The sequence below is a fragment of the Cupriavidus phytohabitans genome (assembly GCF_017815025.1).
Taxonomy (GTDB): domain Bacteria; phylum Pseudomonadota; class Gammaproteobacteria; order Burkholderiales; family Burkholderiaceae; genus Cupriavidus.
In genome coordinates this window covers 1-13,200 of record NZ_JAGIQB010000060.1, presented here as the reverse complement: position 1 = coordinate 13,200, position 13,200 = coordinate 1, and the positions used below count along the sequence as shown (strand labels likewise).

12 protein-coding genes and 2 pseudogenes are annotated in these 13,200 nt (G+C 61.4%); 7 read left to right on the top strand and 7 right to left on the bottom strand.

The features are described from left to right. Positions 1–44 precede the first annotated feature (44 nt). The gene (locus J8I34_RS29195; protein ID WP_209777466.1) at positions 45–1,355 is read right to left on the bottom strand and encodes a dicarboxylate/amino acid:cation symporter; all 1,311 of its coding nucleotides are present in this window, start codon (positions 1,353–1,355) and stop codon (positions 45–47) included. A 54-nt stretch (positions 1,356–1,409) separates the two neighbouring features. Continuing rightward, complete coding sequence (gene aspA, locus J8I34_RS29190) at positions 1,410–2,843, bottom strand: aspartate ammonia-lyase (RefSeq protein WP_209777452.1); 1,434 nt, start codon at positions 2,841–2,843, stop codon at positions 1,410–1,412. A 244-nt stretch (positions 2,844–3,087) separates the two neighbouring features. On the opposite strand from aspA, the gene J8I34_RS29185 reads away from it, so the two are divergent. After that, complete coding sequence (locus tag J8I34_RS29185) at positions 3,088–4,002, top strand: LysR substrate-binding domain-containing protein (protein ID WP_209777449.1); 915 nt, start codon at positions 3,088–3,090, stop codon at positions 4,000–4,002. 105 nt (positions 4,003–4,107) lie between these two features. On the opposite strand, the gene J8I34_RS34935 is transcribed toward J8I34_RS29185, so the two are convergent. Then, positions 4,108–4,338 carry a GDCCVxC domain-containing (seleno)protein gene (locus J8I34_RS34935; RefSeq protein WP_084402562.1) on the bottom strand — a complete coding sequence of 77 codons (231 nt, stop codon included), beginning with the start codon at positions 4,336–4,338 and terminating at the stop codon, positions 4,108–4,110. A gap of 38 nt (positions 4,339–4,376) precedes the next feature. Further along, positions 4,377–5,048: an ArsR/SmtB family transcription factor gene (locus tag J8I34_RS29180; RefSeq protein WP_029049209.1), complete on the bottom strand. Its 672-nt coding sequence runs from the start codon at positions 5,046–5,048 to the stop codon at positions 4,377–4,379. Between the two features lie 187 nt (positions 5,049–5,235). On the opposite strand from J8I34_RS29180, the gene J8I34_RS29175 reads away from it, so the two are divergent. Then, positions 5,236–5,589 carry an MBL fold metallo-hydrolase gene (locus J8I34_RS29175; protein WP_209807651.1) on the top strand — a complete coding sequence of 118 codons (354 nt, stop codon included), beginning with the start codon at positions 5,236–5,238 and terminating at the stop codon, positions 5,587–5,589. Next, positions 5,586–6,869 (top strand): MFS transporter, encoded by a 1,284-nt coding sequence (locus J8I34_RS29170; protein ID WP_371748163.1) that lies wholly within the window; start codon positions 5,586–5,588, stop codon positions 6,867–6,869. The genes J8I34_RS29175 and J8I34_RS29170 overlap by 4 nt, the downstream gene beginning before the upstream one ends. Positions 6,870–7,460: 591 nt before the next feature. On the opposite strand, the pseudogene J8I34_RS29165 reads toward J8I34_RS29170, so the two are convergent. Next, positions 7,461–7,580, bottom strand: a pseudogene (locus J8I34_RS29165) (IS5/IS1182 family transposase); the annotation flags it as partial. Beyond that, on the bottom strand, positions 7,568–8,200 hold the full coding sequence (locus J8I34_RS29160) for a TetR/AcrR family transcriptional regulator (protein ID WP_013958643.1): 633 nt from the start codon (positions 8,198–8,200) through the stop codon (positions 7,568–7,570). The gene J8I34_RS29160 and the pseudogene J8I34_RS29165, both read right to left, overlap by 13 nt. Before the next feature lie 282 nt (positions 8,201–8,482). On the opposite strand from J8I34_RS29160, the gene J8I34_RS29155 reads away from it, so the two are divergent. Beyond that, positions 8,483–9,376 (top strand): NAD(P)/FAD-dependent oxidoreductase, encoded by an 894-nt coding sequence (locus J8I34_RS29155; protein ID WP_209777446.1) that lies wholly within the window; start codon positions 8,483–8,485, stop codon positions 9,374–9,376. A 96-nt stretch (positions 9,377–9,472) separates the two neighbouring features. Next, positions 9,473–10,336, top strand: a complete 864-nt coding sequence (locus J8I34_RS29150) for a class I SAM-dependent methyltransferase (RefSeq protein WP_209807650.1) — start codon at positions 9,473–9,475, stop codon at positions 10,334–10,336. Between the two features lie 656 nt (positions 10,337–10,992). On the opposite strand, the gene J8I34_RS29145 is transcribed toward J8I34_RS29150, so the two are convergent. Further along, positions 10,993–11,916 (bottom strand): LysR family transcriptional regulator, encoded by a 924-nt coding sequence (locus J8I34_RS29145; protein ID WP_029049205.1) that lies wholly within the window; start codon positions 11,914–11,916, stop codon positions 10,993–10,995. Between the two features lie 126 nt (positions 11,917–12,042). On the opposite strand from J8I34_RS29145, the gene hpaH reads away from it, so the two are divergent. Together hpaH and J8I34_RS29135 are read left to right on the top strand one after the other, a co-directional pair. Further along, positions 12,043–12,846, top strand: a complete 804-nt coding sequence (hpaH, locus tag J8I34_RS29140) for a 2-oxo-hept-4-ene-1,7-dioate hydratase (RefSeq protein ID WP_209807649.1) — start codon at positions 12,043–12,045, stop codon at positions 12,844–12,846. Then, positions 12,846–13,127: pseudogene (locus J8I34_RS29135) on the top strand (aldolase/citrate lyase family protein); the annotation flags it as partial. The gene hpaH and the pseudogene J8I34_RS29135, both read left to right, overlap by 1 nt. Between the last annotated feature and the right edge of the window lie 73 nt (positions 13,128–13,200).

Below are 13,200 nucleotides of genomic sequence, written 5' to 3'. Positions count from 1 at the left end.
GGAGGCAGAAGGCGATCCTGCCCCCTTTGTGTCCCTGTGAAAGTTTAGCCGGCTGACGTACCAGGGGTGCGTTGCGCGGTGTAAGTACCGTGCGCTTCACCTGGCACCAGTGCCTCATCGGGTATTGGCGAAATCTCGTTTTCCAGCTTGGCCACTACGGCGGTAGCAACGCTGTTACCGACGACGTTGGTAGCCGTGCGGCCCATGTCGAAGAATTGGTCGATGCCGATAATCAGCAGCAGGCCGGCCTCCGGCAGATTGAACATGGGAAGCGTAGCGGCCACGACCACCAGTGACGCGCGTGCGACCCCGGCCATTCCCTTGCTGGTCACCATCAGGACCAGCAGAATCGTCAACTGCTGCATCAGCGTCAGCTCGATGTTGTATGCCTGCGCAATGAACATCACCGCAAAGGCCTGGTACATCATCGAACCGTCCAGGTTGAACGAATAACCCAGCGGCAGGACGAAGCTCGAGACGCGCTTGGATACGCCAAACCGCTCGAGCGCCGTGATGGTCTTCGGATAGGCGGACTCGCTGCTGGCCGTCGAGAATGCCAGCAGGATCGGCTCACGGATCAGGCTCGCGAGCTTGCCGGTGCTGCGGCCCAGGAACAGGAACCCAATGCCAAATAGGATGGCCCACAGGATGGCGAGGCCGAGATAGAACTCGCCCACCAGCTTGCCGTAGCTGGCCAGTACGCCGATGCCCTCTACCGTAATGGATGCTGCCATGGCGGCAAAAACGCCTACGGGGGCGAAACGCATCACGTAGTCGGTAATGCGGAACATTACCTTTGTCAGTTCTTCGATGCCGCTGGCGATGGTGGACTTGCCGCCGCCTTTCACAAACGCAAGTGCCGCGCCAAAGAAGAGGGAGAACACGAGAATCTGCAGAATCTCGTTGTTGGCCATGGCCTCGAAGATGCTCTTCGGGAACACATGGGTGAAGAATCCCTTGAGGCTGAAATCCCCCGTCTTCAGGTTGGTGGCCGCACCCACGTCAGGCAATGCCAGGTTCAGGCTGGCACCGGGCTGGAACAGATTGACCAACAGCATGCCGAGCGCCAGCGAGATGGCCGAGGCCGAGACAAACCAGATCATGGCCTTCAGGCCGATCCGGCCTACTGCGCCGCCATCTGCCATGCTGGCCAGGCCGCCAACGAGGGTGGCGAATACCAGGGGGGCAATGATCATCTTGATCATGCGCAGGAAGATGTCGGTCACGATACCGAAGTAACCAGCAATCTCCTTGGCCGCCTGGGCGTCTTTCGCCAGGTGATGGCATAGCCAGCCGACGGCGATGCCCGCCACCATTGCTACCACGATTTGCGTGGTCAATTTTTTTGTATTCACTGTTTCCTCCACCTGCTGATGGTGTTGCCAGGAATTCTGACGATTCCTGATGCCTTATTGGTTGAGTGCAACCGGTGCACGTGGCGCAGTCAGGACCTCGGGTCGCAGGATCTCCGCCAGCGCTGCTGCCGAGAGAAATCCGCGTTCGAGAACGATGTCAGCCACCTTGCGTCCGGTTTCCAGGGCTTCCCGTGCAACTTCCGTTGAATTGGCGTAACCGATGTAGGGATTCAACGCGGTCACCAGGACGATCGAGCGGTCCAGCATCTCGCGCATATGCTCGGGATTTGCCGTAATGCCACGCACGCACTTTTCATCCAGCGTGGCGCATGCCTGAGTCAGGTGGCTGATGCTGCGGAACAGCGAATAGGCAATAACCGGCTCGAAGGCGTTGAGCTGCAGCTGGCCGGCCTCGGCGGCCATCGTAATGGTCATGTCGTTGCCAATGACTTCGAAGGCCACCTGGTTCACGACTTCCGGAATCACGGGATTGACCTTGCCCGGCATGATGCTCGATCCGGCCTGGACGGGAGGCAGGTTGATTTCGCCGAATCCCGAGCGCGGGCCGCTCGACAGCAGGCGCAAGTCGTTGCACACCTTGGAAAGCTTGACGGCGATGCGCTTGAGAACACCCGACAATTGCACGAACGCGCCGCAGTCCTGCGTCGCCTCGATCAGGTAGGGGGCCGTATGCAACGGCAGACCGCTGATGGAGCAGAGGTGCTGACAAACGCGGACTGCATACTCCGGGTGGGCATTGATGCCGGTACCAATCGCGGTCGCGCCGAGGTTGATCTCGCTGATCAGTGGGAGCGCCTCGGCCAGTCGTTGGCGATCTTCGTTGAGCATGACCGCGTACGTGGCGAATTCCTGGCCAAGCGTCATCGGCACGGCATCTTGCAACTGCGTACGGCCGACTTTCAGCATGGTGCGGAATTCTGTCGCCTTGCGTTCGAACGAGGCTTCCAGGAGCGACATCTGGTCCAGCAGGCGGAGCGCACTGCGATAAGTCGCAACCTTCAAGGCGGTCGGGTAGACGTCATTGGTCGATTGACTCATGTTGACGTGTTCGTTGGGGTGCAGAACCTCGTACTCCCCACGCTGGTGACCGAGCAGTTCCAGCGCCTTGTTGCAGACGACCTCGTTGGCGTTCATGTTCGTCGAGGTCCCGGCGCCACCCTGGATGAGATCCACCGCAAACTGTTCAGCGTGCTGGCCTGTGCGGATCGTCTTGCAGGCCTCCACGATGGCCTGGCAGCGCGCGTCATCCAGCAGGCCGAGGTCCCGGTTCGTGAGTGCGGCTGCCTCCTTGATGTCGACCAGGGCGACAATCAGTTCGGGATACTTCGAAATCGGGTCGCCAGAAATCGGGAAATTTTCTAGCGCCCGCAGGGTATGGATGCCGTAGTACGCGTTTGCCGGCACCTCGCGGTAGCCCAGCAAATCGTGCTCGCGTCGCGTCCCCTTGAAAATCTCTTGCTTGCTCATCGCGTTCCTCATCAGTGCGCCTGATTGGCGCAACCGGATTCTAGGAGCGCAAGGAAACCGAGGTGATGAGGATGTACACTCAAACTATTCCATATCGGAATATTTTTATAAAGCGTCGCATGAAATACTATTAAGCCACTATAAAGCGGGGTGAAAGTCCCTTTTTTGCGCGTAATGCAGGCAATGGTCGGGTTTACCGTAGCGGCAACACCGGATGTGCTGCGCGGCACGAGGAGCGTCACAATTGCAACTGAAGTGGATAGAAGACCTCTTGGCGATCGAGCAGACCAAAAGCTTTTCCCGCGCGGCCGAATTGCGATTCGTCACCCAGTCGGCGCTGTCTCGCCGGGTCAAATCGCTCGAAGACTGGGTCGGGGTCGAACTGGTCGACCGTGGAACCTATCCGGTCGAACTGACCGCCGCGGGCCGGCGGTTTTGCGAGCAGAGCAAGGAGTCGGTTGGCGCACTGACCGAGGTTCGCTCAGCGCTGCGGCAGGAGGCCAGGATGCCTGGACGCTCGATCCAGATCACCGCCGGGCACACGCTCTCACTGACCTTCCTGCCGAAATGGCTGAAGCAGTTTCACCAGAGTTCCGGGGATTTCAACGCCCGCGTCGTTGCAGCCAATGTTCATGACGCCGTCATCGCCCTTGCCGAGGGCAGTTGCGATCTGATGATTGGGTACCACCATCCGCTAGTCCCCATGCAACTGGACGAGGACAAATTTGTGAGCCTGACCTTGGGACATGAAGCGTTTATCCCCGTTTCTGCGCCGAACGGTCGTGGCGCACCAACGTTTGCACTGCCTGGCTCCGCAACTGCCCCTCTGCCATACCTCGCTTACACGGCGACTACCTTTATGGGACGGGTGGTCGACGTGATCCTGAATAGCGTTGATACCTCCTACCATTTCCGCGCCTGCTACGAAACAGACATGGCGATGTTGCTGATGAAAATGGTTGTCGAGGGATACGGGGTTGCCTGGCTTCCGTTCAGCGCCGTCAGCGAGGAGATCGACGCAGGCCGACTTGTCCGCGCCGGCGGCGACGAGTGGAGTGCCCAACTGGAGATTCGGTCCTATCGTGCAATATCCAACACGAACCCCACTATGCAAGACTTGTGGAAGTCGTTGGAAGATTCCGTTTACCGAGGCGCATAAGAAGTGCCGCGTGGGTGAGTCGAGGGTAGCAGCTAAGCACTTATTGCCGATCAGGTGGCCCGCTGGCGTTTCCGGGCCACGGCAAAAGGGCACGATAACGAGCCCTTACCGATCCTGCCTCTCGCAGCAATTGCTCCCGCGGTTTGCTTGAATGGGCGGGCAGCAAACCGTTCCATAGGAGCAGTAGACGCAGCAATCGCCAGGTTTAGGTCGCAGGAGTCGATGGCACCCATTGCACTCGTAGAACCATTGGCACACGTCGAGCGGCATCGTCTCGGTTTCCACGTGCCCGCAGTGGGGGCATGTCAATGCGGAGTCGAGGACAAGCTCGGTCATGGAGAAACCCGGGTCGAGCGGCGTGACGATGCGGGATCTCACTCGCCGCCCATGTGCACTTCAAAACCCGCCGCTTTCCACTCAGGATAGCCGTCTTCGAGTCGCCGCACCCGGTAGCCCTTTTTGCGTAGCGCCGCGACCGCCTCGAATGACAGTACGCAGTACGGTCCGCGACAGTAGGCAACGATCTCCTGATCCTTTGGAAGCGCCAATAAACGCCGCTCCAGATCCGCCAGCGGCATGTTCAGGGCGCCGGGAAGATGGCCCAGGTTGAATTCGTGCTCTGGCCGGACATCAAGCAGCGTCACCATGCCAGCTTCCAGCATCGTCGCAAGGGCTTCCCGCGACACGGGCGCGAGTTCATCGCGTGCTAAAAAATAGTCCGACATGACCTGCCGCACCTCGGCCATGTTGCGCTCGGCAGTGCAACCCAGCGCCTTGAGCAGGCTAACCACTTCGCTTTCGCCGGAGAGGCTGTAGAGCACGTTCTTGCCTTGCCGCTCCGTGTTCACGAGTCGGGCCCGACGCAGAATCTGCAGATGGCGCGACGTATTGGCGAACGTGAGACCGGCCACCTGCGCAAGCTCCTCGACGTTGCGAGGCCCTTGGGCGATGTGTTCGATCAGTTCCAGCCTGTGCGGATGACCAAGGGCCTGCGCCACTTCGGCCAGGTTCGCGTAGACGGCCTGTTTCGGCCCGACCTGCGCCATGGATATCACCTCCTGATGATGCATTGGGGGGCACGGAGTATGCCACCGTCCCGGCGAGTCCTCGCGGAGTCCACTCATACGCAGTGGCCACCGTCACTAGAACGAGTGAATTGACACGCGACGCGTTTCGCACAATCATTCATCAATTCGATTGAATGATTGCATGGAGCGAACGGAGGCGCAAGTCATGATTCTCAGACAGTTTCTCCATGACACGCCGGTCGGGGCGTCATACCTGATTGGCTGCGGTGGCCGGGGCGTAGCCGCCATCGTCGATCCGATCGGCGAGCCAGAGGTGTATCTCCAGGCTACGCAAGCGGGAGGAATGCGTATCGCGTTCGTCATCGACACTCATGTGCATGCAGATCATCTTTCCTCGGCGAGAGCGCTAGCTGACAGGGCGGGCGCAGAGTATGTCCTGTTCGCCGACGCCGACATTCCGCAGCCTCCGCCCGATGCCGGGACCATCCGGGCCATCAATGCCGGGCATCAGCAGGTGGCGCCGGCAGGTGCAGGCCAATCGGCGAGAAAGCCAGCATGAACGATATGCGGGCCGGCCCTGCAGCTGTCGACACAGCCATCCGTCTGGGCCTGCGCGAGAACTGGCGCCAGTTTTCGCTTCTTATCCTTATCAATGCCTTTGTTGGCGGTATGGTCGGGATCGAGCGGACAGTGGTGCCGTTGATTGGCTCAGAAACGTTTCATATCCAGTCCACCACGCTGATCACCTCGTTCATCGTGAGCTTCGGCCTGGTCAAGGCCTGCGCCAACCTGGTATCGGGCCAACTCGCCGATTCCTGGGGACGCAAGCGCGTGCTGGTCATTGGCTGGCTGCTTGGCCTGCCGGTGCCGTTCATGATCATTGCGGCGCCGAGCTGGGAATGGGTCATCGCAGCCAACGTCTTGTTGGGGCTGAGCCAGGGCTTCGCCTGGTCGATGACCGTCATCATGAAGATCGATCTGGTCGGGCCCAAGGGGCGCGGCCTGGCGGTGGGGTTGAACGAATTCGCGGGCTACCTGGCCGTCGGTCTGACAGCATTCCTCACGGGTTATCTGGCCAGCCGGTATGGGTTGCGCCCGGTGCCGATTTACGTCGGAGCGTTCTACGCCATGGCCGGTACCCTGCTGTCGGTCCTGGTGGTGCGCGACACGCGCCATCACGTGCGCGTCGAAGTGAGCGGTCAAGCGAGCACGGCGCACCGACTGTCATTCCGCGAAGTCTTCATGCTGACGTCGTTCCGGGATCGCAACCTGTTCGCGGCATCGCAAGCCGGGCTTGTCAACAATCTCAACGACGGCATGAGCTGGGGTATCTTCCCGCTGTTCTTTGCTGGGCTGGGCCTCGGCATCGAACGCATCGGCATCCTGAAGGCGGTGTATCCCGTGGTGTGGGGCGTGGGCCAGATTGTCACGGGTCCGCTCAGTGACCGGTGGGGACGCAAGGGGCTGATCGTGTGGGGCATGTGGGTACAGGGGCTGGGCCTGTTCCTGACGGCGGCCACCGGGCAATTCGCATGGTGGCTGTTGGCAGCCGTGCTGCTCGGCCTGGGCACGGCGATGGTGTATCCGAGCCTGATTGCCGCCGTGTCCGACGCCTCGCATCCGAACTGGCGCGCGCGATCGCTCAGCGTCTACCGCTTCTGGCGCGACCTTGGCTACGCGATTGGTGCCTTGAGCGCGGGGTTAATCGCGGACCGCTTCGGGTTTTCCGCGGCCATCTATGCCATTGCCGCGCTCACGATGCTTTCTGGCGTCGTGGTGGCGCTCTCCATGCGCGAGCATCGACCTGCATTCTCAGCTTCAGACCAACCATTGCCATGAGCGATCTGCACGATCCAACCACATTCGCAGAACCGGGACAACTTCGAGACCTGGCGTGCCAGGGGAGGGCGCTTGCCATCATAGACGTTCGTTCACCGGAGGATCTTGCGGGGGGACATGACGAAGGCGCCGTCGACATCCCGGCCGATCAACTCGCCCCCGCGCGTCGGAAATCGCCGCCGTCGTGGTGACCGTCTGCAACTTCGGCGGCGCGCGGTCCTGCGGTGCGGCGCAACTGCGCGGCATGGGCTTCGAACAAGCCTTGCCCTGCGTCATGAGGAGAAGGGGTGGCTGGACAGCGCCCCCGAAGCCGACGAGTCCAGCCCGTGTGGCGTCGGCGAGCGGTTATCGTCGCGGTCTACCGCTTACTGGGCCGCCTCAATGTCCGTCCGATCTGTCACGGCTTTCGGGGAGCAGTCGTGTGCCCAATTCGAAAGTCACCCGGCGCATCCGTAGGGCCTTTCAGTGAGTAAAGCGATCGCGACCCACAGGCAGTAGCCGACCCTTCTCCGTCGTTCCACTTAGGCCGCAGTAGCGGCCGCTATCGTGTGTAAAGCGGCCTCTGCCTGCCCGCGCGGACGGCTTTTGCGCTCATGCAATGGCCTCGCCCATCAGTCGTCCACGCATCATCCATAGGTTGCTCAGGGCGAACAGCGTATGCAACTGCTGCGTGTTCTTCATCGGCCGCGATGGCATCTTTAGATGCCACCGTGCGCGGCGATGAACATGGCGACGGCCGACCGGCAATAGGATTCGATTTCGTTGTCGTCCTCTGCTCTCGCCTCGTCGAAGCGGGCAATAAGCAGGAGATCGGATCCTTTGAAAAGCGCGGCAAACAAGCGGGCGGACTGGAGAGCATCGGGTACGTTCAGAATCGCTTTCGCGTGCAACTGACGCAACACGGCCTCGATTTGGGCGATGACATGGGCGGGCCCGGCTTCGTAATGGAGCTTGCTTAACGACTTTTGATTCGTCTTGTCGGCCAAAACCATGGCTTCGACACTGCGGACGTCCGGGCTCAACAGCGTGCGAAGCAGGGATGATCCCACCGCCATGAGTTGGTCTTCGGCCGAACCGTCGACGCCTTCGAAAAGGGCCTGCGGTGCAAACTGCTCGCAGCGGGCCACCATGGCCGCGCTGAACAGCGCCTCCTTGTTCTCGAAGTGCCGATAGATGCTTAGCTTGGATATCTTCGCCCGCTGGGCGACCTTGTCCATGGTCGTCGCTTGAAAACCCAGTTCCACGAAGAGTTCGCAGGCGGTGTCGACTATCGTTTGGCGAAGCGCCTCGTTGGCGGGTCGGCCGCGCCGGCCCTGGCTGTTTTCGGTCACGACAATTCCAGTACTTGACAGTATTTAAATTCTTGCACTACGATACCACGGAGTATCGCAAATACGCAAGCCAAGGGTAGGTTTCAACCGGTTGTCCAAATCAGGTTTCCCCGGGCCGCCCGGCGATAACGAATGCGGCATTGTCCGGCCGGTCAATAGCCATGGGCAACTTTCTCGCCAATGCCGAAGCCCTGCTCGCTGACCGTCTCAAGCGCTTATCTCCGGACGTTATTGCGCACCAGGCCCAGCCACCCCTCTATCCACAACACGGAGCCCCTCACCATGAATGACGTCATCATCATCGGCGGCAGCTTTGCCGGCCTCGCCGCCGCCCTGCAGCTCGGCCGTGCCCGCCGCAAGGTCACCGTTCTCGATACCGGCCGGCCGCGCAACCGCTTTGCCGGCCACTCGCATGGCCTGCTCGGCCACGATCACAAGCCGCCGCTGGACATCCTAGTCCAGGCGCGGCAGCAGCTTGCGCGCTATCCAACGATCAGGCTGGTCAATGCTCGGGCCGAGAGCGTGTCTGGCGCCATCGACGATTTCTGCGTCGTCACTGACGATCACGAAAGCCTAAGGGCGCGCCGCCTCATCCTGAGCTATGGCGTCGCCGACCAGATGCCTGATGTTCCGGGCTTTGCCGAAAGCTGGGGCACGTCCATCGTGCCCTGCCCCTATTGCGACGGCTTTGAAGTCGCCGGCCAGCATTGGGGCCTCGTCTGGTCCGGCCCACAGTCGCACCAGTCTGCCAAGCTGTTCCGCGATTGGACTGACAAGTTGACTGTCTTCGCCGATGGTCATGACATTGCGGCCGATATCCAGGCCGACCTGGCGCGCCGCAACATACCTGTCGTGGATGGCCGGATCGTCGAGATCGCCCATCACAAGGGCCATATCACCACCGTCAATCTCGATACCCGCCGCAATGTCGCGGTCGACGTCCTGTTCGCCCATCCGCGCAACAAGCCGTCCGCCAGCCTGCATGAATCACTGGGCCTCGCCACGGTCGATACGCCCACTGGCATCGTCCTCAAAGTCGACGAGCGCCGCCAAACCAGCATCCCCGGCATCTACGCCGCTGGCGACATCGCCACGCCCTTCTTGCCCTCGGTCACCCAGGCATCATCGCAGGGCGCGATGGCGGGTATCTTCGCCCAGCAGTCGATGGTTGTTTGAGAGCACAGATTCCTTTCTCCCGTTGCGTCGTCGCCTTCGAAAAGGTTGGCGTAGATCGGCGCGGTGAAGGACGGATCGTCGAGTCAAGGAGATGACATGGCAGAGCAAAGTGCCGATCAGGTCGGTGACTGGAATGGTCAAAGCGGGGAGCGCTGGGTCGCCAACCAGGCCCGGCTCGACGCTATGGTGGCGGTGTTCGGCCAGGCCGCGATAGAAGCCGCCGCGCCCGCGACGGGTGAGCGCGTGCTGGACATCGGCTGCGGCGCGGGCGCGTCGAGTCTGGCTCTCGCAGCCCGCGTCGGCGCAGGGGGCCAAGTGCTGGGCGTGGATATATCCGAACCGCTGATCGGCCGAGCGCGCGCGCTTGCGCAACAGGATACGCCGGCCCTGTTTCAGGTGGCCGACGCCAGCAGCGCAGAGCTGCCCGAGGGCGCGTTCGACATCCTGTTCTCGCGTTTCGGGGTGATGTTCTTCGACGATCCGATAGCGGCGTTCGCCCACATGCGACGCGCGCTCCGGCCCGGCGGGCGGGTCGCTTTCGTCTGCTGGCGCGGCGCGGCCGAGAACGATTGGGTGCGCCTGCCGATGGGCGCGCTCAAGGGCATCGTCCCGCCGAGCGCGCTGCCCGATCCCGAAGCGCCCGGCCCGTTTTCGTTCGGCGACCGGGGGCGCGTGGCACGCATCCTGACGGCGGCCGGCTTCACCGATATTGCTATCGCCCCCTTCGACGCTTCCGTCCCGTTCGGCGAGGGCGGGACGCGGGACGCTGCGATCGACGACGCGGTGAAGATGTCACTCGAGGTCGGCCCGTTGTCGCGTGCGCTCGCTGATCAGCCCGACGAAATCCGCGCCCGCGCCTCGGCCGCAGTTCGTGCCGCCTTCGCGAGCCTCCCCGGCGAGCGGTCGGTGATGATCAACGGCGCGGCGTGGATCGTCATGGCACGCAATCCGGTAAGCTGACAGGGATTAAACAGGGAGACGCCCCCGCTCGGTGGAGTGGGGCGTCTTTGGCCGGCCAAATTGATGTCCCTCCGAGCTTGGAAGCCGCCATTGGTGAGCTAGAGGCCTCGATGGCGAGGTACAGGCCGCTTCTGGCCGGTCTCGATCCGCTGGCCATTTGGGGCCGGACTCTGCAGCGCCAGAAGCGACTTCCGACCCTTCTGGGTCGTTCCGCTACCGGTCAGTCGCTTCGTCTAAATGGTAGACGGGATCGGCTAGGTAAGCGGAGTTGTCAGTAAAGTGGCGAAAAATTTGAGTCTATCGCTTACCCAAAAGGCTGCGATTGCTTCAGGTGACGTCGACCGATGTGTCAGAACCGGCAATTCCTCGTGTCTCGGGGAGGGTCTACCTTGAGCGCCGAACGGCCGGAACGCGGCGCTGATTGGCCATTGAGGGCGGAAAGAGCAGTGGCTGTTGATGGCCGAACTCCGACACGTGCGTTTGGGCGTTTGGGCGTTTGGGTGCCAAAGGTAGCTGGGATGGTGCGAGGTTGCCATTGGAGGCTATTGAGTCGTACGCGGGTCCTTGCTATGTACAGCAATCTCAGTGATGGAACTGCCTCCAGCGTCCGTCAGTGTTCGTCCGCCATCGCAACCGCAGGCGCGAATATCAAACGGTCAACCGAGGGAGTTCTCCTTCGGCCAGTGTGGCAGCCAGGCGGCCACATGCTCGGCGAAGCCCTCTGCTGCGGGAGATAGTGCCCGACCGAGAGGGCGGTAGAGGCATACCTTCCGAACCGTTTCAGGCTCGACGACCCTCCGCATTTCCAGGCCAAACGCCGTGGCCAATGCGCTCACGTAGGCGGGGGCCAGCGTGGCGGCCGAACCCTGCGCCGCAATGCCCAACGCAGTGGAGATATTGTCCACGACATCCACAGGGATGACTCGCTCATCTTCTGGCGTCGTGAGTCTCATCTGTGCCACGCTGAGTTCGTGGTCGCGTCCTGCAGCAACGAGCGGCGTATCCTTCAAGTCGGCCCACCGGATGCGCGAGCGACTTGCGAGCGGATGTTGGGGTGAACACCACAGAACCCAAGGGCTCTCGAAAAGCGGCAACGCGTCAACGTCAGCGCCCGTGGCCCGATCCGGACCAATGGCAAGGTCGACATCCCCCGACGCTACGCTGTCCACTAAGTGGTCCACAGGTATGTCCCGGATCCGGATGACGACCCTAGATCGCTCGCGGTTGTAGTCGTGTACGGCAGCAGGAAGTGCGGCCGATGCAAGTACGAGAGGCGCACCAACGCGCACGATGCCGACCGCACGATTCCGCACGTCATGTGCTGCCGTCTCCGCCGCCTGCGCGTGTCGGAGGACCGTTTGAGCGGACGACAAGTAATCCCGGCCGGCCGCGCTCAGGCTGACGCGACGCGTCGTGCGGTCAAACAGTCGGAATTCCAACGTCTGCTCGAGTTCAGCGACCAACTGGCTGACGGCCTGGGCCGTCAGTCCGAGCCGCTCGCCGGCGGCGCTGAAGCTGTGGGCGTCCGCAACGGTGGCAAACGCTTCCAGTTGGCGAAGAGTGATGCGAGTCAGGGGCATCCGTACATTATCAACTAAATCTTTAAGATTGCACTGAATCCATTGATTGTTTGGCGCGGGGGTGCCGCCGATACTTGCGTCAAATCAAGGCAGGCGGGAATGCTCCCTGCCAGTGGAGACAAAAGAATGCTTGATTCGGCACTTCATACCGCCTTAGCGCACGAGCTTCTGCAAGCAGAGCGTGCGCGCGCGCAGGTAGCGCAATTTTCCAGACGTCATCCCGAGATGACGGTCGAGGACAGTTACGCAATCCAAAGGCAATGGATCGATCTGGAGAAGGCAGCCGGTCGCCAAGTGGTTGGCCACAAAATCGGCCTCACCTCACGCGCGATGCAGATTGCGTCGCAGATCACGGAGCCGGATTACGGAACACTGCTGGACAGCATGGTCATCCGGGAGGGCACGGAGATCGAGGCGGAGCGCTTCATTGTTCCACGCTTCGAAATGGAGTTCGCCTTCGTCCTGGCGAAGCCCATCAAGGGGCCTGGCGTCACGATTCTCGACGTGCTTCGCGCCACAGACTATGTGGTGCCGGCCCTTGAACTGATCGATGCTCGCATCGAGCAATTTGACCGGGATACCAAGGCGCCGAGAAAGGTGCTCGACACCATTGCCGATAACGCGGCGAACGCCGGCATCGTGCTCGGCAATCGCCCGATGAAGCCCCATGCTATCGACTGGCGCTGGGCGGGTGCACTGCTGTTCAAGAACGGCGTGATCGAGGAAACAGGTCTTGGCGCGGGCGTACTTGGGCACCCCGCAAATGGGATCGTCTGGCTCGCGAACAAGCTCGCCGCTTACGATGAAACACTGGAGGCTGGGGAAATCGTGCTCGGTGGTTCTTTTACGCGACCGGTCTCTTGCGCTTCGGGAGACAGCATTCACGCGGACTACGGTCAGCTTGGGTCGATCTCCGTGAGGTTCGTGTGATGCAGGCACCCAAGAACGCCTTCAGGCTCGCCATTGCATCGCCGGGCGCGCGGATCGGACTATGGCTTGGCTTGGCCGATTCCTATGCGGCGGAATTGTGCGCGACCGCAGGGTTCGATTGGCTGCTGATCGACGGCGAACATGGTCCCAATGATCTGAGATCCATGCTGACGGCACTCCAGGCGATCGCACCATATCCGGCGGAGCCCGTGGTGCGCCTACCGCATGGTGATCCCACCCTCATTAAGCAGGTGCTGGAGATCGGCGCAACGACGCTCCTAAGGATGGTCTGAACAACCTGCCGTAGCCGAAGGCCACGGCGTGCTCAGCACGCATTGATTTCACAGGATGAGA

Excerpts from the sequence above, each read along its gene's own strand:
- aspA (WP_209777452.1), bottom strand. The coding sequence starts at position 2,843 with ATGAGCAAGCAAGAGATTTTCAAGGGGACGCGACGCGAGCACGATTTG.
- J8I34_RS34935 (WP_084402562.1), bottom strand. The coding sequence starts at position 4,338 with ATGACCGAGCTTGTCCTCGACTCCGCATTGACATGCCCCCACTGCGGG.
- J8I34_RS29180 (WP_029049209.1), bottom strand. The coding sequence starts at position 5,048 with ATGGCGCAGGTCGGGCCGAAACAGGCCGTCTACGCGAACCTGGCCGAA.
- J8I34_RS29175 (WP_209807651.1), top strand. The coding sequence starts at position 5,236 with ATGATTCTCAGACAGTTTCTCCATGACACGCCGGTCGGGGCGTCATAC.
- J8I34_RS29170 (WP_371748163.1), top strand. The coding sequence starts at position 5,586 with ATGAACGATATGCGGGCCGGCCCTGCAGCTGTCGACACAGCCATCCGT.
- J8I34_RS29155 (WP_209777446.1), top strand. The coding sequence starts at position 8,483 with ATGAATGACGTCATCATCATCGGCGGCAGCTTTGCCGGCCTCGCCGCC.
- J8I34_RS29150 (WP_209807650.1), top strand. The coding sequence starts at position 9,473 with ATGGCAGAGCAAAGTGCCGATCAGGTCGGTGACTGGAATGGTCAAAGC.
- J8I34_RS29145 (WP_029049205.1), bottom strand. The coding sequence starts at position 11,916 with ATGCCCCTGACTCGCATCACTCTTCGCCAACTGGAAGCGTTTGCCACC.
- hpaH (WP_209807649.1), top strand. The coding sequence starts at position 12,043 with ATGCTTGATTCGGCACTTCATACCGCCTTAGCGCACGAGCTTCTGCAA.